This window comes from Salinibacterium hongtaonis, from assembly GCF_003065485.1.
Taxonomy (GTDB): Bacteria; Actinomycetota; Actinomycetes; order Actinomycetales; family Microbacteriaceae; genus Homoserinimonas; species Homoserinimonas hongtaonis.
The window spans coordinates 691,635-710,371 of sequence record NZ_CP026951.1 but is presented as its reverse complement, the minus strand read 5'-3'; the positions used below and the strand labels follow the sequence as shown (position 1 = coordinate 710,371).

17 protein-coding genes are annotated in these 18,737 nt (G+C 63.6%); 7 read left to right on the top strand and 10 right to left on the bottom strand.

Features of this window, described 5'->3' with window-relative positions; genetic code table 11:
• Positions 1–8: 8 nt before the first annotated feature.
• The gene (locus tag C2138_RS03495) at positions 9–1,325 is read left to right on the top strand and encodes a nicotinate phosphoribosyltransferase (RefSeq protein WP_108515569.1); all 1,317 of its coding nucleotides are present in this window, start codon (positions 9–11) and stop codon (positions 1,323–1,325) included.
• 7 nt (positions 1,326–1,332) lie between these two features.
• On the opposite strand, the gene C2138_RS03490 is transcribed toward C2138_RS03495, so the two are convergent.
• Complete coding sequence (locus tag C2138_RS03490; protein WP_108515567.1) at positions 1,333–2,817, bottom strand: helix-turn-helix transcriptional regulator; 1,485 nt, start codon at positions 2,815–2,817, stop codon at positions 1,333–1,335.
• A gap of 148 nt (positions 2,818–2,965) precedes the next feature.
• Here C2138_RS03490 and aceB point away from each other — a divergent pair, with 148 nt between their 5' ends.
• Together aceB and C2138_RS03480 are read left to right on the top strand one after the other, a co-directional pair.
• Positions 2,966–4,585, top strand: a complete 1,620-nt coding sequence (gene aceB, locus C2138_RS03485; protein ID WP_108515565.1) for a malate synthase A — start codon at positions 2,966–2,968, stop codon at positions 4,583–4,585.
• Between the two features lie 187 nt (positions 4,586–4,772).
• Positions 4,773–6,365 carry an isocitrate lyase gene (locus C2138_RS03480; protein ID WP_108515563.1) on the top strand — a complete coding sequence of 531 codons (1,593 nt, stop codon included), beginning with the start codon at positions 4,773–4,775 and terminating at the stop codon, positions 6,363–6,365.
• 57 nt (positions 6,366–6,422) lie between these two features.
• On the opposite strand, the gene C2138_RS03475 is transcribed toward C2138_RS03480, so the two are convergent.
• The 4 genes from C2138_RS03475 to C2138_RS03460 are packed head-to-tail and all read right to left on the bottom strand — an operon-like array spanning position 6,423 to position 9,727.
• On the bottom strand, positions 6,423–6,782 hold the full coding sequence (locus C2138_RS03475; protein WP_199286565.1) for a GntR family transcriptional regulator: 360 nt from the start codon (positions 6,780–6,782) through the stop codon (positions 6,423–6,425).
• A 7-nt stretch (positions 6,783–6,789) separates the two neighbouring features.
• Complete coding sequence (locus C2138_RS03470) at positions 6,790–7,050, bottom strand: DUF3039 domain-containing protein (RefSeq protein ID WP_108515561.1); 261 nt, start codon at positions 7,048–7,050, stop codon at positions 6,790–6,792.
• A gap of 23 nt (positions 7,051–7,073) precedes the next feature.
• Positions 7,074–8,645: an ABC transporter permease gene (locus C2138_RS03465; protein WP_108515559.1), complete on the bottom strand. Its 1,572-nt coding sequence runs from the start codon at positions 8,643–8,645 to the stop codon at positions 7,074–7,076.
• Positions 8,621–9,727 carry an ABC transporter ATP-binding protein gene (locus C2138_RS03460; protein ID WP_233245612.1) on the bottom strand — a complete coding sequence of 369 codons (1,107 nt, stop codon included), beginning with the start codon at positions 9,725–9,727 and terminating at the stop codon, positions 8,621–8,623. Before C2138_RS03460 ends, C2138_RS03465 begins: the two co-directional genes overlap by 25 nt.
• 277 nt (positions 9,728–10,004) lie before the next feature.
• Here C2138_RS03460 and C2138_RS03455 point away from each other — a divergent pair, with 277 nt between their 5' ends.
• The 3 genes from C2138_RS03455 to C2138_RS03445 are packed head-to-tail and all read left to right on the top strand — an operon-like array spanning position 10,005 to position 12,296.
• Positions 10,005–10,700: a phosphocholine cytidylyltransferase family protein gene (locus C2138_RS03455; protein WP_108515556.1), complete on the top strand. Its 696-nt coding sequence runs from the start codon at positions 10,005–10,007 to the stop codon at positions 10,698–10,700.
• Between the two features lie 55 nt (positions 10,701–10,755).
• Positions 10,756–11,553, top strand: coding sequence for an ABC transporter permease (locus tag C2138_RS03450; protein ID WP_108515554.1), 798 nt, complete (start codon positions 10,756–10,758; stop codon positions 11,551–11,553).
• The gene (locus C2138_RS03445) at positions 11,553–12,296 is read left to right on the top strand and encodes an ABC transporter ATP-binding protein (RefSeq protein ID WP_108515553.1); all 744 of its coding nucleotides are present in this window, start codon (positions 11,553–11,555) and stop codon (positions 12,294–12,296) included. Before C2138_RS03450 ends, C2138_RS03445 begins: the two co-directional genes overlap by 1 nt.
• Positions 12,297–12,321: 25 nt before the next feature.
• On the opposite strand, the gene C2138_RS03440 is transcribed toward C2138_RS03445, so the two are convergent.
• Positions 12,322–13,581 carry an NAD(P)/FAD-dependent oxidoreductase gene (locus C2138_RS03440; protein ID WP_108515551.1) on the bottom strand — a complete coding sequence of 420 codons (1,260 nt, stop codon included), beginning with the start codon at positions 13,579–13,581 and terminating at the stop codon, positions 12,322–12,324.
• A gap of 108 nt (positions 13,582–13,689) precedes the next feature.
• On the opposite strand from C2138_RS03440, the gene C2138_RS03435 reads away from it, so the two are divergent.
• Positions 13,690–14,586 (top strand): hypothetical protein, encoded by an 897-nt coding sequence (locus tag C2138_RS03435; RefSeq protein WP_108515550.1) that lies wholly within the window; start codon positions 13,690–13,692, stop codon positions 14,584–14,586.
• On the opposite strand, the gene C2138_RS03430 is transcribed toward C2138_RS03435, so the two are convergent.
• Genes C2138_RS03430 through C2138_RS03415 form a run of 4 tightly spaced genes read right to left on the bottom strand, consistent with a single transcriptional unit; the run spans position 14,583 to position 18,595 of the window.
• The gene (locus tag C2138_RS03430; RefSeq protein WP_338418816.1) at positions 14,583–15,875 is read right to left on the bottom strand and encodes a hypothetical protein; all 1,293 of its coding nucleotides are present in this window, start codon (positions 15,873–15,875) and stop codon (positions 14,583–14,585) included. The genes C2138_RS03435 and C2138_RS03430 overlap by 4 nt on opposite strands.
• A 7-nt stretch (positions 15,876–15,882) precedes the next feature.
• Positions 15,883–16,725: a glycosyltransferase family 2 protein gene (locus C2138_RS03425; RefSeq protein ID WP_233245610.1), complete on the bottom strand. Its 843-nt coding sequence runs from the start codon at positions 16,723–16,725 to the stop codon at positions 15,883–15,885.
• A gap of 32 nt (positions 16,726–16,757) precedes the next feature.
• Positions 16,758–17,573, bottom strand: a complete 816-nt coding sequence (locus C2138_RS03420) for a CDP-alcohol phosphatidyltransferase family protein (RefSeq protein WP_108515544.1) — start codon at positions 17,571–17,573, stop codon at positions 16,758–16,760.
• Complete coding sequence (locus tag C2138_RS03415; protein ID WP_108515542.1) at positions 17,570–18,595, bottom strand: glycosyltransferase family 2 protein; 1,026 nt, start codon at positions 18,593–18,595, stop codon at positions 17,570–17,572. The genes C2138_RS03420 and C2138_RS03415 overlap by 4 nt, the downstream gene beginning before the upstream one ends.
• Between the last annotated feature and the right edge of the window lie 142 nt (positions 18,596–18,737).

The following is an 18,737-nucleotide window of genomic DNA, read 5'->3' as shown; positions in this document are numbered from 1 at the left end:
TGACCTTCATGCACAGCGAGCCCGCAGTTTCTGCCCACCAGACGACTGCTCTCCTTACGGACCAATACGAACTCACGATGGTGGACGCCGCTCTCAGAGCTGGCACGCACGAGCGGCAGTGCGTATTCGAGGCATTCACCCGCAGGCTCCCCGGGGCTCGTCGCTACGGCATCGTTGCGGGCACCGGCCGGCTTCTGAGCCTGATCGAACGCTTTCGGTTTGGGGATGCCGAGCTCACGTGGTTGAGCGAGAACCGCATCGTCACCCCACCCACGCTTGACTGGCTCGCCGACTATCGCTTTTCTGGAAGCATCCACGGATACCGGGAGGGCGAGGTCTACTTTCCTGGCTCCCCTCTTCTTGTGGTCGAGAGCGGCTTTGCCGAGGGTGTCATTCTCGAGACGCTCATCTTGAGCGTGCTGAACTACGACTGCTCGGTGGCCACCGCCGCCGCTCGCATGGTTCATGCTGCTGGAGACCGGCCCCTCGCCGAGATGGGTTCGCGGCGGACGGGTGAGTCCTCCGCCGTCGCCGCAGCGCGTGCCGCCTACATCGCCGGCTTCTCGGCAACGAGCAACCTCGAGGCGGGGCGAACGTGGGGCGTGCCGACCATGGGCACCGCGGCACACTCGTTTACCCTCCTGCACGACACGGAGGAGGAGGCCTTCCGCGCCCAGGTAGATGCGCTCGGGGTCGGCACAACACTGCTCGTGGACACCTATGACGTTCACACTGCGGTCGAGACGGCCGTGCGCGTTGCCGGCCCACAACTCGGCGCGGTTCGTATCGACAGCGGCGACCTGCCGGAGCTTGTGGCCGCGGTGCGTACCCAGCTCGACTCTCTCGGAGCCACCGGCACCAAGATCACCGTGACGAACGACCTTGATGAGTTCACAATCGCATCGCTGCGCGCAGTGCCCGTGGACTCCTATGGGGTTGGCACATCCGTCGTCACAGGATCTGGCTCCCCTGCCGCCGGCATGGTCTACAAGCTGGTCGCCCGGCAGGGAGCTGACGGCGAGTGGGTGTCCGTTGCTAAAAAGTCGAGCGGCAAGGCCACCCCCGGCGGCCGCAAGTGGCCGGTTCGCCTTCTCAACGAATCGGGCATCGCCACCGAGGAACACATCCGCATCGAGGGCAACGACAGCCAGGGCCGTTCGCTCCATGTCGACCTCATGACCGACGGCGTTGCAGATGATCGCTATGTCGGAATCGCCGGGACCGCCCTGGCCCGTGAACACCGCAAGGCCGCTATCGCCGAGCTACCGGCAGACGCCTTCCGCCTGAGCCGAGGCGACCCCGCGCTGTCCACCACGTATTCCTGAGCGCTCGTTAGGCAGGCTCGTGGGCCTCGAGAAACGCGTAGACCTCGGTCTGGTCGATCCCCGTGAACGAGCCGGTCGGCACCGCCGCGAGGAGAGATGACTGGAGCCTGGCGCTCGGCAGGGAGAAATCTGCCCACTTGGTCGACAGGTCCTGAGGGGGTTTGCGACAGCACTCTGGGTCTGGGCAGCTTGAAACCTGGCGATGCCGAGTGTCTCTCCCCCTGAACCACTTCACGTTGGCAAACGGCGTGCCAACACTCACCGAGAACGACCCCTGATCTGACGACTGGATGCTCGATGTGCACCAATAGGTGCCTGCCGGCTTGTCCGTGTACTGGTGGTACGGGCTGAACCGGTCATCGACGTCGAACACCTGGCGCGCGCTCCATTTGCGGCACACCATCTGGCCTTCCACGGCGCCGAGCGCGTCAGTGGGGAACGCCGCGCTGTCGTTTTCGTAGGCCTTTGATATCGTGCCGGACTCGTGGACCTTGAGAAAATGAACCGGAATCCCGAGGTGTTCCGTGGCGAGGTTCGTGAAGCGATGGGCTGCCGTCTCGTAGCTCACGGCGAAGGTGTCGCGCAGGTCTTCGACTGACAGCTCTCGCGCGTTTTTGGCTCTTGTGAGAAAGTCGACGGCGCCCGCCTCCGGCACCATGAGCGCGGCGGCCAAGTAGTTGGTCTCCACGCGCTGCCTCAAGAAATCGCCGTAGTCGACTGGCTCGCGCAGCCCCAGCACATGACCGGCGAGCGCCTGCAGGAGCGCCGTCCTCGGGTCTCCCCCCTCGGTCATCTTGAGGTAGATGCGACCGTTCTTGAGGTCGGTAACCGAGCGAGTGGATGCGGGCAGGTCGTTGACATAGTGGAGAGAGAATCCCAGGTGGCTAGCCAAGTCGGAGGCTACCCGTTGCGACAGCGGACCACCGGTGTGCCCGACCGCGGCGAGCAGGGTTCCCGCCGCCTTCTCGAGCTCGGGAAAGTAGTTGTTTTGGCGACGCATCTGCTGGCGCAGCTCCCCGTTGGCCCGACGAGCCTCCTCCGGCGTTGCCGCACGCTGACGATGCAGCCTGTCAAGCTCTGAATGCAGGCCCAGGATCGTCTCGATCGCCTCGTCGCTGAGCGTTTTGCGAACCGGCAGCACTGGCAGGCCAAGAGTTGAATAGAGGGGGCCTCGCTGTGCCCGCTCGAGAGCAATCTCCAGTGCGGCCCGCTTGGACGGCGCTTCGGTCGCAAGCAGAACATCGAGCCCGACCCCGAGCGCTTTGGCCAGCGTCTGCAGATCGCTCAGCCGGGGTTCCCGCTTGCCGTTCTCCAGCACGCTCACCTGGGATGCTGCTCGCCCGATCGCTGCGCCCAGGTCGTCTAGCGTCATCCCTCGCTCCGTTCGCAACTGGCGGATGCGCTTGCCAATCATGAGGGAATCCACCGTCAGGCCACCTTCTGGTGCGGTCGGCGGTGCCAGTGGTTCTGCGGTGATGGACGTCTGCGTCATGCCGAAAGACTCTCAGATCCGCTTCTTCTAGGCAATAGAAGAATCCACATTTTTCTACAAACTTTTCTTGCGAAGAGCACTAGAACTTGCCACAGAGTGGTCACACGGGCCCCACAGCCCGTCACACCGAGCACTGAAAGGCCAGACCATGAACACGACGATTGAAGTCACCGGACCCCGCGAAGAGCGCTTCGACGAAATCCTCACCGATGAGGCACTGGCCTTCGTAACCGCCCTTCACGCCAAGTTCAGCGGTCTGCGCCACGACCGGCTCGCAGACCGCATGCAGCGACGCTTCGACCTGGGCAACGGTCGCGACCTGCGCTTCCTTCCCGAGACCGAGCACATTCGTTCGGATGACACCTGGCGCGTCGCCGGCGCTGGCCCCGGACTTGAAGACCGCCGCGTCGAGATCACCGGCCCCACCGACCGAAAGATGGCGATCAACGCCCTCAACTCCGGCGCCAACGTGTGGCTCGCCGACCAAGAAGACGCCACGAGCCCCACCTGGGGCAACGTCATCGGCGGCCAGCTCAGCCTCTTCGACTTTCTCCGTGGCCAGCTCGAGTACACGAACCCGGAGGGCAAGTCCTACTCCGTGACCGCTGAGCAGACGCCGACGATCGTGTTCCGCCCTCGCGGCTGGCACCTCGTCGAGAAGCACCTGCGCTACGTCGACGCAGCCGGCACCGGCATGGCCGCAAGCGGCAGCCTCGTCGACTTCGGTCTCTATTTCTTCCACAACGCGAAGAAGCTCATCGAGCAGGGTCGCGGGCCGTACTTCTACCTGCCCAAGCTCGAATCTCACCTTGAGGCCCGTCTGTGGAACGACGTCTTCTCCTTCTCGGAGGAGTACATCGGAATCCCCCAGGGCACCATCCGCGCAACCGTTCTTATTGAGACGATCCCCGCAGCATTCGAGATGGACGAGATCCTCTACGAACTGCGCGACCACTGCGCCGGCCTCAACGCTGGCCGCTGGGACTACATCTTCTCCATCATCAAGAACTACCGCGGCCGTGGTCAGTGGTTCGTGATGCCCGACCGCAAGCAGATCACGATGACCGTTCCGTTCATGCGGGCTTACACGGAGCTCCTCGTGAGCACCTGCCACAAGCGTGGTGCATTTGCGATCGGCGGTATGAGCGCTTTCATCCCCAACCGCCGTGACCCCGAGGTCACCGCGCGTGCTCTTGAGCAGGTCGCCGCCGACAAGCGACGCGAGGCCACCGACGGCTTCGACGGCACCTGGGTTGCTCACCCCGACCTCATCCCCACGGCGCGCGCCGAGTTTGATGCGGTGCTCGGGGACAAGCCCAACCAGGTCGACCGCCTGCGCCCCGACGTTCACGTCACCCGCGACCATCTGCTCGACATCCGCTCCATTGGCGGAACCGTGACGGATGCTGGCCTGCGCGACAACGTCTCTATCGCCATCCGCTACATCGAGTCGTGGCTGCGTGGTGTCGGCGCTGCCGCCATCGACAACCTCATGGAGGATGCCGCAACGGCAGAGATCAGCCGCTCGCAGATCTGGCAGTGGATCCACCAGTCCACCGTCACAGAAGAGGGCACGGTGATCTCCACCGAGGTCGTCGAGGGAATCATCGAGCGCCTCGATCTCCAGCGGCACGACGGCGATCGTTTCGACGATGCCATCGATATTTTCCGCGAGGTCGCTCTGCGCGAGGAGTACCCCACGTTCCTCACGATCTCTGCCTACACGCGGTACCTCGTCGAAGAACCTGCGAGCGCCCGCGCCGCCTAATCGGTACCGGTTCGGCTCCCTACCCAGGGTCGAATCCGCCACTGGTTCGCACCCGCCCGCGCGAACCAGGTCCGTCGCTGCCGGCCACGCCGCGACGAGGGGGCTGCGGCACCGCCCGCTATGGCCGCAGCCCCCACCATCCGTTCTCTCGGGCTCACCACATTGCACACCTCACCAAAGGAAGACCATGACCGCCTACCAGAACGACATCGAGTCCATCGAGTCCCTCAAGCAGCAGTACGGAACCGCCTGGGATGCGATCAACCCCGAGTCGGTCGCCCGCATGCGCGCCCAGAACCGCTTCAAGACCGGCCTGGAGATCGCCCAGTACACCGCCGACATCATGCGCAAGGACATGGACGAGTACGACGCCGACTCGTCTGCCTACACCCAGTCGCTCGGCGTATGGCACGGCTTCATCGGCCAGCAGAAGCTGATCTCGATCAAGAAGCACCTCAAGACCACCAACAAGCGCTACCTCTACCTCTCGGGCTGGATGGTCGCCGCTCTCCGCTCCGAGTTCGGCCCGCTGCCCGACCAGTCGATGCACGAGAAGACCTCGGTGCCCGCGCTCATCGAAGAGCTCTACACGTTCCTCCGCCAGGCCGACGCCCGTGAACTCGACCTTCTTTTCACCCAGCTGGATGCTGCGCGTGCGGCAGGCGACGAGACCTCGGTCGAACTGATCCAGGCTCAGATCGACAACTTCGAGACCCACGTCGTGCCGATCATCGCCGACATCGACGCCGGCTTCGGCAACCCCGAGGCCACCTACCTGCTGGCCAAGAAGATGATCGAAGCTGGCGCGTGCGCCATCCAGATCGAGAACCAGGTTTCTGACGAGAAGCAGTGCGGCCACCAGGACGGCAAGGTCACGGTTCCGCACGAGGACTTCATCGCCAAGCTCACCGCGGTTCGCTACGCGTTCCTCGAACTCGGCATCGACAACGGCGTCATCGTCTCGCGTACGGACTCGTTGGGCGCCGGCCTCACCCAGAAGCTCGCCGTCAGCCATGAGCCCGGCGACCTGGGCGACCAGTACAACTCGTTCCTCGACGTCGAAGAGATCTCCGAGGCCGACCTGGGCAACGGAGATGTCGTCATCAAGCGCGACGGCAAGCTCGTTCGCCCCAAGCGCCTTGCCAGCAACCTCTACCAGTTCCGTCAGGGAACAGGCGAGGCTCGCTGTGTTCTGGACAGCATTACGTCGCTGCAGAACGGCGCCGACCTGCTCTGGATCGAGACAGAGAAGCCACACGTTGGCCAGATCGCCGGGATGATGAATGCGGTGCGCGAGGTCTTCCCCAACGCCAAGCTCGTCTACAACAACAGCCCGTCGTTCAACTGGACCCTCAATTTCCGTCAGCAGGCCTACGACAACCTGCTTGCCGAGGGCAAGGATGTTTCGGCCTACGACCGCTCCAAGCTCATGAGCGTCGAGTACGACGAGACCGAGCTCGCGCAGATCGCCGACGAGATGATCCGCACCTTCCAGCGCGATGGTTCGGCTCAGGCTGGCATCTTCCACCACCTCATCACCCTGCCCACGTACCACACGGCAGCGCTGTCGACGGATGATCTGGCCAAGGGATACTTCGCCGATCAGGGGATGCTCGCCTACGTCAAGGGCGTTCAGCGCCGGGAGATCCGCGAGGGAATTGCCACGGTCAAGCACCAGAACATGGCCGGATCCGACATCGGCGACAACCACAAGGAATACTTCGCCGGCGACGCTGCGCTCAAGGCAAGCGGCAAAGACAACACGATGAACCAGTTCTAGGGTTCCACAACTACGGCGAAGGCCCCGGTCATCTGACCGGGGCCTTCGCTGTTTCGTCTAGGACCGCAGCGCCGCCTGTGCCCAGGCAAGCGCGGTATCGGCATCAATTCCGAGCTTGCGGATGCTGTCGGCATAGTCCCGCGCTGCCCGCTGCCCGCTTTGCTCCACGACGTCACCCTGCGCCGAGACGAACGAGCCTGCGCGGCCGCGCGTCTCGATGATGCCAGCCGTCTCAAGCTCCCTGTAGGCCTTTGCCACCGTATTAGCGGCGAGACCCAGGTCGTCGGCTAGTCGCCGAACTGTGGGCAGCTTTGCCCCTGCTGCGAGGGAGCCGCTGCTGACCTGCTCAAGAATGTGCTGACGCAATTGCTCGAACGGTGCCACTGCGGACTCCGGGTCGATCAACAGGCCATCCACGCCCTGACTACTTCTTCATCTTTTCGTAGATCTCTTTGCAGGTTGGGCAGACGGGAAACTTTTGCGGGTCGCGCCCCGGGGTCCACACTTTGCCGCAGAGGGCGATCACTGGCTTGCCACTCATGGCCGACTTGAGAATCTTTTCCTTCTGCACATAGTGCGAGAAGCGCTCGTGGTCGCCATTATCCAGCTGTTCCTGATTGAGCAGCTCCTCCAACTCCCGGTCAAGGGTGTCGGTGCCGCCTCCGCTGTGCTCGGTGTTGCTCATGACTCAATGGTAAACGCTGCCGCCTAGTTGCGCAGGGTGAAGGCCAAGAGTTCGGGCGCTTGCCGAGCAAATACCCTGGCGCCGGCCGCGAGCCCGCACACGAGCACCAACAGTCCGGTGACGACGCCCACAAGAAGAGTGAGCATGCCCCACAGGCCGCCTTCGGAAAGAGTCAACGCCCCGAGACCGAGGGTGGGCACGGCGCAGACGAGAATAAGGAGGAATGCCACCGCTTGGCCGCCGGAACCCGACGACGATTGCGGCTGCGCAAACGGGCTCGCGCCCGGGCGAACAGCCGCATACGGCATGCGAACCGAGAGGTAGCTCGAGATGCCGATGCCACTCAGAAGCAGGCAGAAGCTGAGCCCGATCATGGCGGGGAACACCGACCAGTCGCTGTACAGCGCGGTGGAAACGGGGGCAAGCAACGCGATCGTGAGACTGCCGATGAACAGGACGGGAATGGCCCGGCCCACCCTGTCGGTCCAGCCGGACACGTTGGATGCGACGTGGAGCCAGAGCGCCGAGCTGTCGTGGGCGAGATCGTTGTGCAGCGCCCAGCCCAGGAATAGGCAAATGATGGGCAACGGAACGAGGGCAAGGTTCTGCCACCACACGCCGATCACGAGGAACGGCACGAGCACGAGGAGCGCGACAACCGGGATGATCATGAGCACGAGGCGGTAGCGCGGGTCACGCAGCCAGTACGTCATGCTCCTTGCGGCGATCGCGCCCACCTCCGTTCCGGCGAACACGTCAAACCAGCCGAGACCCCGGCCACCGGAGGCCAAGGAAAGATCCCTCGGAACGCGGAGACGAATGACCCAGGAGACGGTGGCCCGCCAGGCAATCGCGAGCAGTGCAACGACGATGACGGCGAGGAGCAGCTTGGCCCATGCTGCCGTTTGATTTCCGGATGCCGCGTCGACGGGTGCGGCCCAGGCGAAGCCGAGCGGGCTCCCCGCGAGCACTGCGGCGATTTCACCCAGGCGCGGCAGCCCGGCGACGCCGAGCGAACCAAGCAAGAGTGAGAGAACGAACGGCAGCGTCGCGAGGGAGGCGAACACACCGAGCACCCCCGCCAGCTCGCGCAGATGGCGGCTGGAGAAAATTGCGCTGCCCAGCGACTTCGATACCCGTCCGCCGAGCACCCCTGTCGCCACAATCAGCACACCGCTGAGAACCGCAACGACGGCAGTGCCCGGTCGCGTAACCCACGAGACGGTGTACGAGACGGCAACAATGACGAGCAACAGCGAGGGAACGCTCAGAAGGGCGCTTGCGGCAAGCCCCCCAGCGATCGCGCTGGGACGAACGCCCAGAACGGCGAACGCCCGCGGGTCTGCGATGTCGTCCACCGCGGTAAACAAGGGCACAACCCAGAACAGCAGGATGATGGCCGAGCCTACGAGAATGCCAACGACACCCGCGAATCCCGGGGTGGCGCTGCGAAGTTCCCCGAAAGCATCCACGGCATATCCCGTGAGCGCGATGCCCAGGGCGACGATGAGTGCGAGGCCACACAGCTGCGTCGCAGGACGACGCAGCGCGTGGGAAAGCTGGCTCAGCCTCAGTTGGAGAAAGAGCGCAACCACTCCATATCCTCTCCTGGCTGGATTTCCCCGATCAGGGTTATGAAGCGGTCTTCGAGCGAAATGTCGCCCCGCACCGTAGCCGTTGGTCCCTCGGTAAGGATTCGACCCTCCGCCACGATCGCGACTGAATCACAGAAGCTCTCGACGAGATCCATGCTGTGGCTTGAGAGAACGACCGTGCCCCCCGACCGTGCGTAGTCGCGAAGAATGTCGAGAACCGTAGCGACAGAAACAGCGTCCACCGATTCGAATGGCTCATCCAGGATGAGGATGCGAGGGGAATGGATCATGGCGGCGGCCAACGCGATCTTGCGCGTCATGCCTGCCGAGTAGTCGGTAACCAGGCGATCTTGAGCGTCGCCGAGATCGAACGCGGCGATCAGATCGGCGGATCGTGCCAGCACAGTTCTGCGATCGAGCCCGCGGAGGACGCCGCAGTAATAGAGGAGCTGCCTGCCCGTGAGCCGGTCGAACAGCATGAGGCGGTCTGGCAGGATGCCAATTTCTCCCTTGGCCGCGGCAGGGGATACCCATACGTTGACGCCATTGACGAGAATCTCGCCCTGATCTGGGCGCAGCACCCCGGTCACCATCGAGAGGGTCGTCGTCTTACCTGCGCCGTTCGGGCCGACAAGTCCGTAGATCTGCCCTGCGCGCACCTCGAGATCAATGCCGTCGACCGCAACAGTGGAATCGAAACGCTTTACGAGGCCTGAGATCGACAGCACCACGGGCGCCGAGCTGAAATCACGAACGGGCTCCGCGGCGGGGAGTGGTGGCACGAGAGTCAGTGCTGGTTCTTGCTCAGGCTCGGGTTCTGGCTCGGGTTCTGGCTCTGGCTCTGGCTCTGGCTCTGGCTCAGGCTCAGCGAGCACTACTGGCTCTGGCGCAAAGGCTTCTGGCTCGACGAGCACTACTGGCTCTGGTGCAAAGGCTTCTGGCTCGACGGTTTCTGGCTCAATCGACGCAGGCGCAACATCGATCTCCGGAGATTCCGCGAGTTTGTCGATCAGGAGATCGAAGCGTGACAGCGCCTGCTCAATGGGGGACGAAGACGTCTTCTGATCAGGATTATTTGCCACTGATCCACCGTACCAATGTCGGCCCCTTTGGGGCAGCACAATGTCGTGGTTGGTCACAAAATGACTACGACTGCGCATAGCCAGCACTTATCCAAGTGAACCCCAGTACCGTAGTGAGAAGCACAACGAGGTGTCTTGTCGCTAGCCGCGGCACAAACAGCACGTAAACACGTGAATATCGACTGGCTCAGAGCCCTGGTCTTGCGATCGGCTCCTGTCTCGGGACCCTGTGAGACTTCGCCACCGCGGCCTTACACTCTATGCAAGGAGAGCACCTGTGAGCACTCAAATCGTTATTCTCGCCGCCGGGATAGGCAGCCGCCTGGGCCGTAGCCTGCCCAAGTCGCTGACCGAACTGAGCGATGGCCGCACCATCATGCAGCAGCAGTTCGACAACATCCGTCAGGCCTTCGGCGACGCCGCCAAGGTCACGATCGTCGTCGGCTACAAGCTCGAGCACATCATCGAGGCGTTCCCCGAGGCGTCGTTCGTTTACAACGAGCAGTACGACCAGACCAACACATCCAAGAGCCTGATGCGGGCACTGCGCGCATCCACCCCCGGTGGAGTGCTCTGGATGAACGGCGACGTCGTCTTTGACCCTGAGGCCCTGGAGCGCGCAGCCAAGATGGTTGCCCTCGACCAGTCATTCGTTTCGGTCAACACCTCGAAGGTTTCTGACGAAGAGGTAAAGTACACCGTCGACGCCGAGGGATTCATTAGAGAACTCTCCAAGACGGTCAAGGGTGGTCTCGGCGAGGCCGTCGGCATCAACTACATCTCCAGCACCGGCAAGGCTGCGCTGCTGCGTCAGCTGGGTCGCGTTGGCGATCAGGACTACTTCGAGCGCGGCATTGAGCTGGCGATCGAGCAGGACGGCCTTCTGTTCGAGCCCGTCGACATCTCCGACCTCTACGCGGTTGAGGTCGACTTTGCCGAGGATCTTGAGCGCGCCAACCTGCTTTTTCGCTAGGTAACTCACGCCTGCCGTTCGCCGCTGGCCAGCGGCGCCCCCTACGATAGCTGTCGTGTCCGTTAGCCATTCGCCGCGTCCGCAGTGGACTCCATTCGAACGCTACCGGCGATCGCTCTGGCTGCTGACCGTTCGCGACCTTCGGGTGCGCTACTCCACCTCCGCCCTCGGCTATGTGTGGTCTGTGCTTGACCCGCTCGTCATGGCGACGATCTATTGGTTCGTCTTTACCCAGGTCTTCGATCGCCCGGTCGGCGAGCAGCCCTACATCGTGTTTCTCCTCACGGCCCTTCTGCCGTGGATGTGGTTCAACGGTGCAATTTCTGACAGCACCCGTGCGTTCATCCGGGATGCCAAGCTCGTGCGCTCCACGAAGCTTCCTCGCACCATCTGGGTTAACCGCATCGTGCTCTCGAAGGGCATCGAGTTTGTTGCGAGCCTGCCGGTCCTCGCCATCTTCGCAATCGCCACCGGCACCCCGCTGCACTGGCAGGTCGTGTTCTTTCCGCTCGCCCTGCTACTGCAGGGCATCCTCGTCATGGGCATCGGATTGCTCGTTGCGCCGCTCGTCGTGTTCTTTCGCGACCTTGAGCGGGCCACCAAGCTCGCCCTGCGCTTTCTTTTCTACGCGTCCCCCATCATCTACGGTGTTTCCGATCTGCCCGAGAACCTGCATTTTTGGGCAGGCTTCAACCCCCTCGCCGGAATCTTCTCGCTCTACCGCGCCGCGTTCTTTCCCGCCCAGCTCGACTGGGGTGTCGTTGCCATCGGCGCGGTCATGTCGGTCGTTCTGCTCGTCGTGGGCATCCTCGTCTTCAAGCGCACCGAGCGTGCCGTGCTGAAGGAGATCTAGTGGCCGACTCCCCCGTCGTCATCGCCGTCAAGGACGCCGGCATCAGGTTCAAACGCAACCGGCGCTCACGCCGATCGTTCAAGGACCTTTTTGCGGGGCGTCGCCGCCGCAGCCGTCCCGGTGAATTCTGGGCCCTTCGTGGCGTTGACTTTACGGTGCGATCCGGCGAGGCGATCGGGGTCGTCGGCCGCAACGGACAGGGCAAATCGACACTGCTCAAACTGGTTGCCGAGGTCATGCTGCCGGACGAGGGAACCGTGGGAGTCTTTGGCGGGGTCGCGCCGCTCATTGAAATTACCGGCGGATTCGTGGACGACCTCACGGTGCGGGACAACGTCTTTCTTACTGCGGGCCTTCACGGAATGAAGCGATCCGAGATCGAAGAACGCTTTGACGAGATCATCGACTTCGCCGAGATCGGCGACTTTCTTGACACGCCTTACAAGCACCTCTCCAGCGGAATGAAAGTGCGCATCGCGTTCTCTGTGATCTCCCGCCTTGAGGAGCCCATACTGCTGGTCGACGAGGTGTTGGCGGTGGGCGACAAGGCGTTTCGTGAGAAGTGCTATCGGCGCATCGAGGAACTACTTGAGGGCGGGCGAACACTATTCTTCGTTTCGCACAACGAGCGCGATCTCAAGCGGTTCTGCACGAGAGGGCTTTACCTCGACAAGGGAAAGCTCGTGCTCGACGCCCCCATCGGCGATGTTCTCGCGCGGTACAACGCCGACTACAACTCCTAGGCGCGCTTCGCCGAGGCTAGCCGGGCTAGTCTGACCCGCGCCTGCGGGATGCTCCCAGCACGACATTGGACCGTGAGTGGCTGAGGTAGTCCTCGAACCATGCGAACACCGCTCTCGTGCGCTGGGTCCAGCCAGAGAGCAGAGTCACGTGCACCGCCAGCCAGGCAACGAAGGCGAAGAAGCCCTGCATGTGCGTGCGGCGACGCCCGATCTCGGCCACCGCAGCACCGCGCCCGACCATGGCCATATAGCCCTTGTCGTTGTAATCGAACGGCGAGGGGGTGCCTCCGCGCAGCTGGGCAAGGATATTGCGGCCGGCCCAGTGCCCCGCCTGCTTGGCAACCGAGCCGAGCTGCGGCAGTTTGTCGCCGCGGGCATCCGTAATGTTTGCGGCGTCTCCGAGCACGTAGATGCGCTCGAATCCGGGAACGGTGAGATCGGGGTTCACGTCGATGCGCCCTCCCCTGCCCTGCGGCAGGCCTGAGCTAGTGAGCAGTTGCCCGGCCTTGAGCCCTCCGGCCCACACCACCATGCGGCTCGGGATGACGGTGCCGTCAGCGAGCGTGACACTGTCGGGGCCGACCTCGGTGACCCCGACTCCGAGGTGCAGCTGGGCGCCTACGCGCTCCAGACGCTCGCGGGCGTAGCGCTGCGACTTCTCAGAGAACGCCCCCAGCACGACGGGAACCATGTCCACGAGATGCACGGTGGCCCTGGCCGACAGCTCCGCACTGTAATAGTGCGGCAAGACATATTTGATGGTCTCGGCGATAGCGCCGGTGGTTTCGACCCCCGTCGGCCCGCCGCCGACAACAACAACCTCGGCGGCGATTGAGGGGTCACGGTCTGAGTCATCGAACAGGTCGAAGAGCTCGCTGCCCAGCGAAAGCGCGTCGGTGACCGAATACAGCGGGTAGGCGTTCTCTTCTGCACCCGGAGTGCCAAAGTAGTTTGCCTCAGCCCCGCTGGCGATCACTACGAAGTCGGCCGTATAGACGACGCCGTCCTCCGTTGTGACCGATGCCGCGGCCGCATCGAACGCGGTAACGGATGCGGTGAGAACCCGCACGCTGCGGCGGCGGCGGAGAATCGCCCTGAGCGGCCGGGCGACGGCATTGGGCCCGATCTGTGCGCTCGCCACCTGATAGATGAGCGGCTGAAACTGGTGGTAACTGTTGCGGTCAATCAGCAGGGTCGAGACGCCTGCTTTGCCCAAGGCATTGGCTGCCGCGACCCCGGCGAACCCTCCGCCAACAATGATGGCCTGATACGCGCGCTCAGTCATGCCCCCAACCCTAGACCCCGATATCGCTGCGGTGGCCGGAGCAATGACATTCGGCGAACCCCGATTTTGCGCGTCTAGTATGAGGAAACCCAACGAGAGTGAGTCCGAGTGAGTACCAACGGGCCTATAGAAATCCCCATCATCATCGACCCGATTATCGAACCAGAAGCCGATCTGGCCGATCCTGGCTATTCGATGACGGTCCGCGGTTTCGATCGGCTGCTCACGACACAGCGACCGGCCGTCTTGCTCCACGTGCGCAGCGTGCGGCAGCGGCATCCGCACGCCAGCCCGGCAGAGATCGTCCGCATTCTCGAGCGGCAGTACCTCGCGGCAGTGACCACGGGAGGCGCAGGAGTCGGTGCAGCCTCCGTCGTTCCCGGCGTTGGTACGGGAATCAGCCTGGCCCTGACGGGCGTGGAAACTGCGTTCTTCTTGGAGTCGAGCGCGCTGTTCGCGCAGTCGGTGACCGAGGTTCACGGCATTGCCGTGACCGACCCCGACCGCGCTCGCACAATCGTGATGGCCATGATGCTCGGCACCACCGGCGCAGACCTCGTTCGCAGCTTTGCGGCGCAGGTGACCGGGCGGGGCCTGCCACGCACAGCATTCTGGGGCGACATTATTGGTCGTTCGATGCCGCAGGCCTTCGTCGGCCCCATCGCCGATCAGATGAAGAAGGCATTCGTGGGGCGATTCGCCCGCAACACAGGGACCAGCGCTGTGGGACGGATGCTGCCCTTCGGCATCGGAGCGGTCGTCGGCGGCACCGCCAACCATCTCTTAGGCCGCAGGGTGGTCTCGTCGTCGCGTGAGGCGTTCGGGCCAGCGCCCGCCGCGTTCCCGCCTAACCTAGAGCAGCTCCGGCCACCCCGCCGCCCCCTCATCTCGTACATGCCGCCCGCGTCTCGCGTGCGGGGTGGCATCGTGAAGGCGGCCGTGATCACGGTAAATGCGCCCAAGGCCGCGATAAGCAAAGCAATCGCCGCACGCCGCACGGACTAGTCGACTACGCCAGAGTCCTCGTCGCCCTCATCCTCAAAAGGGTCGGCTTCACTGAGCACGGCGTCGGCCGCGTGAACTGCAGCCTGACGGTGCCACTCCTCGATGAGGCTCTCGACGGCGGCATGAAAGCGTGCGGTCGCCGCCCCTGGCGTCGTGTCGCCAAAGTGCCGCTGGGCCCAGAAGTGCAAAGTGGCCTGCGACTTTTCGTCGTTGCGCACCCGCTCGACCAAATCGATAACGGTCGACGCCGCATCCGCATCGAGCCACTCTGCCGAGCCGAGGTAGCCTGCCAGATCGACCTCGGCAAGCGTCGATGCGGGGCGAGTGACGATGAGCGGCAGCCCCGTTGCCAAGCGGTCGTAGACCATCGCTGAAATGTCGGTAATGGCAACATCGGCATCGGCGAGTTGCCAGCCGAGCGCTGGTCCGTTGTCGAACAGGTGGTGGGCGGTGGGGTCGGCCCGGTTGGCCGCGGCAATGGCCGCAATGATCTGCTCGTTGGCTCGCTTGACGACAGGATCGATGACCCCGGTTCGTGGATGCGGTCGATACACGAGCCGGTACCGCGGGTCGCCCAAGAGAGCGGCAACGAGGCCCGGGCCGTGCGACGCGACTGATCCGTAGGCGGCGGCGGCCCTGTCGCCCTCCCACGTGGGTGAATAGAGCACAACGGTGCGGTCGTCCGCGGGATAGGGCGGGGTCCCCGCGAAGTGGTCGGCCTGCGGCCTGCCAATCTGCTTAGTACGGGTAGCGAGGTCGAAGTTCCACAGCTTGTGGCTGAGGCGATCGGCCGCCGCCTCCCCCGCGATGAAGCTGTAATCGTAGGCCTTGAACTGATTGGTCGTCATATACATCTTGTCGCTCTCGCCATGGTTGACGAAGACGTGCCACATGCGGCCGTAGCGGAACATCTGAAAGTTCTTGGCGTTCTGATTGACGTAGAACACGATCTTGATGTCCTGCTCAGCCACGAACGATTCGAGGTCGGCAACCTTGCGGCGGTAGGTGACGGGCACCGGCGACTCGTCCATAAGCTTGAGCATCGTGCCCGGTGAGCGCGAAATGATGGCGACGGGGTGGATCTTCGCCAACTCCGCCAGGGGCTCGTACCACTGGCGCACCTGGTACATATTGACCGCAGCATCGGCGAAGTACACGGCGATCTCGATGCGCCCCGGCGGGATCACGGGGTCGGACGAGAGTCTGCGGGCGAGCTCACCCCGCGTTCGACGCGAGTTGAGGATGCTTGTCACCAAGCGTTTTGCAGTCTTGATGTCATGAAGCAGCACCACTTTATTAAACCAATGGTGGCCGACCGAAACGTGCCATTCGCAAAACCGTTACCCACCTGATGCGTCGACGCTCCCCTGCCGGCTCGCGCCATCCGGCCCGCCAGCCGCCAAACCAGGCCTTGAGCGCCCCCGGATTGCGGGCCCAGCGCAGCAGCTGAATGGCCGTCCAGCTGCCGACATAGAGCGGGGCGATCACCCAGGGCAGGTTGCGCTTGGCCAGCCACACCCGGTTTCTGGCGTTGAGCCTGTAGTAGTAGTCGTGCCGGGTCGGCTCGATTGCGGGGTGATAAGCGACAAGATCGCCCGCGTACCAGACGCGGAGCCCCTGATCCCACACCCGCCAGGCCAGCTCTATGCCCTCGTGGGCGTAGAAGAACGGCTCGGCCCATCCACCCGTGCGATCGAAGACGACGCGAGGCATCACCAGCGCGCCCTCCCACACCGAGAAGACGTTGCTGGAGTGGGTGGCCTCCCCTTTGCGGATGCGCGGCACCCAGCGGCGAGGGTTGGTGACGCCGGACGGGTCGACGACCCGCGGTTGCACGAGCCCGATCGTGGGGTCCTGCGTCATGAGGGCGATCGCATCCGTCACAAAAGTGGGGGAAGGAACGCGCGCGTCGTCGTCGAGAAAGAACAGCCACTCGCCAGTGACCTGCTCTACTCCCCGGTTTCGACCGGCAGGAATGCCCAGGTTCTCGGGCAGGGCCAGTGCGCGCACGCCGTCAGGAAGGCCCGTGGGGTTCCATCCGTTGCCGACAACGACGACGTCGGCCGAAATCCCCTCCTGGGCGAGCACACTCTCAAGGCCCGCCCGCAAATCGTCGGGGCGCTTGCCCTGCGTGAGCACGACAACGCCGACCGTGGGGAGGGTCGAGGCGGTCAGGATCGCACCCGCTTCGACGCCATGATCGCCACGAAGTGCCCAACGAGGGCCAGCCCGGCGAGCGGAACGAGTGCGATCAGAAGGGCACGATCGGCGATCTCAGGGCCGATGACAAGGCCGATGAGCGCGGCGACGAACACCAGGATCGTGAGTTCTACCGAGTGATAAAGCCGGTGGAATGGAACAAACCGAGCCAGTCGGCGCAGCTTGGCGATCATGCGCTGGTCTGGCTCGGACTCCTCGCGGCGGTCGGCCAACTTGGCAAGACCAGCATTGGCCCTGGCCACATGAACCATGTCGTTGAGCGCCTTGTTGAGCAGGATGAACACCGCGAGGAGCAGGCCGAGCGAAGTCCAGAAGAAGTCTTCTGGCGCGTCGAACGGGTAGCCGGCAGCACGGATGCCCAGGACGATGGGGATGAGGCTTTCGGTCGTGTAGTGCCCGACCTTGTCGAGAAACACTCCCGCCGGTGAACTCGTGCCGCGCCAGCGGGCGACCTCGCCATCGCAGCAGTCGATCAGCATCTGAAGCTGGCCGAGAACGAGAGCCAGCGCGGCGCCCGTGATACCGGGAATGAGCAGCGCGAAAGCAGTGCACCAGCCCGTCAGGATCATGAGTCCCGTGACACCGTTAGCCGAAACGGAGGTCTTGAGAAGCATCCAGGTGAGGTACGGGGAAAGGTTGCGCAGATAAAGCGACGCCGTCCAGTGCTCGGCGTTGGCGCGCAGACGCACCTCGGGCGGCTGGGCGACGGCGCGCAGCTCGGCGATCGACGAGGGCCGTCCCCGCGGAGTTTCTGATGTCATCGTCATCTCCCCGTGTGAGCCGTGATGTTGCGGCTGAGTTTGAAGTAGCCCAGCACGAAGCCTGCACCCCATCCGAAGTGTATGCACGGCAGCGCCACGAGGTGCCATAACGCGGCCCGAATACCCTCGCTACCGAGAACGGGGATCGTGGCAACCACCACGAAGAAGGCGTAGAGAGCAGGAACTAGGTAGGCGAAGACCAGCCAGGTGCCTGCGATCGCGCCGATCGTTCCGAGGACGAGTCCGAGCACAACGCCGATCACGGCAAGAGGCGGAACAAAGTATCGCAGGCCGTTTTCTGAGGGAAAGCGACGTGCCAACTCTCCCCGCCAGATTCCCGTGGCCACGAACTGGCGGATCAGCTTAACCAGGCTTGATCGGGGCCGGTAAACGACCTCGAGGTCGGGAGTGAACCACACCGTTCCGCCTGTCGCCCGCAGGCGACGGTTGAGCTCCCAGTCTTGGCCGCGCTTGATTCCCTCATCGAAGAGCCCGACCTCAAGCAGACGATGGCGCTGAAAAGTGCCGAGGTAAGCCGTTTCTGCTGGCCCCTCTTTGCCGCCGACGTGGTGAGGGGTTCCTCCGAGCCCCGCCTTCGAACCGTAGGCGTGAGCCACGGCGCGCTCGAATGGCGTGACACCCTCTGCCTTCATGATGCCGCCGACGTTGTCGGCTCCCGTGCGCAGAAGCGTCTCTACCGCAATGCGGGTGTAGTTCGGCGGCAACACCGAGTGAGCATCGACACGAACAACGATGGGAAAGTGTGAGGCTCGAATCGCGGCGTTTAGGCCGCCGGGCGTGCTGCCGAGTTCGTTCTCGATGCTGCGGATGCGAGGGTCGGCCTTGGCCATCTCTTCGATAACCCGATTGGTTCCGTCGACACTGGGGCCGAGAGCGAGCACGATCTCGCACTCTCCCGGGTAATCCTGTCCTGTGAGACTCAGGATGGCTGCCTCGATGTGCTCGACCTCGTTGAGCACGGGCATGACATAGGAGACCCCGGGGTATTCAGCGGTTTCTCGCGGCATGCTTTCCAGTCATTACAAGGGAATTGGGCGTGTCATCCAGCGCACTGAAGACACGGGCGAGCCTACCAGTCAGACCCTGTTGACAAGCGGAGGGCGAGGCATCGCGTGCGCGAAACCTCGCCCTTCTCGTGCGGCTTCTGAA

What these genes read in the sequence shown, in the direction of transcription:
- C2138_RS03495 (WP_108515569.1), top strand. Translation starts at nt 9, where the DNA reads ATGCACAGCGAGCCCGCAGTTTCTGCCCACCAGACGACTGCTCTCCTT.
- C2138_RS03490 (WP_108515567.1), bottom strand. Translation starts at nt 2,817, where the DNA reads ATGACGCAGACGTCCATCACCGCAGAACCACTGGCACCGCCGACCGCA.
- aceB (WP_108515565.1), top strand. Translation starts at nt 2,966, where the DNA reads ATGAACACGACGATTGAAGTCACCGGACCCCGCGAAGAGCGCTTCGAC.
- C2138_RS03480 (WP_108515563.1), top strand. Translation starts at nt 4,773, where the DNA reads ATGACCGCCTACCAGAACGACATCGAGTCCATCGAGTCCCTCAAGCAG.
- C2138_RS03470 (WP_108515561.1), bottom strand. Translation starts at nt 7,050, where the DNA reads ATGAGCAACACCGAGCACAGCGGAGGCGGCACCGACACCCTTGACCGG.
- C2138_RS03440 (WP_108515551.1), bottom strand. Translation starts at nt 13,581, where the DNA reads ATGACTGAGCGCGCGTATCAGGCCATCATTGTTGGCGGAGGGTTCGCC.
- C2138_RS03420 (WP_108515544.1), bottom strand. Translation starts at nt 17,573, where the DNA reads ATGACGATGACATCAGAAACTCCGCGGGGACGGCCCTCGTCGATCGCC.
- C2138_RS03415 (WP_108515542.1), bottom strand. Translation starts at nt 18,595, where the DNA reads ATGCCGCGAGAAACCGCTGAATACCCCGGGGTCTCCTATGTCATGCCC.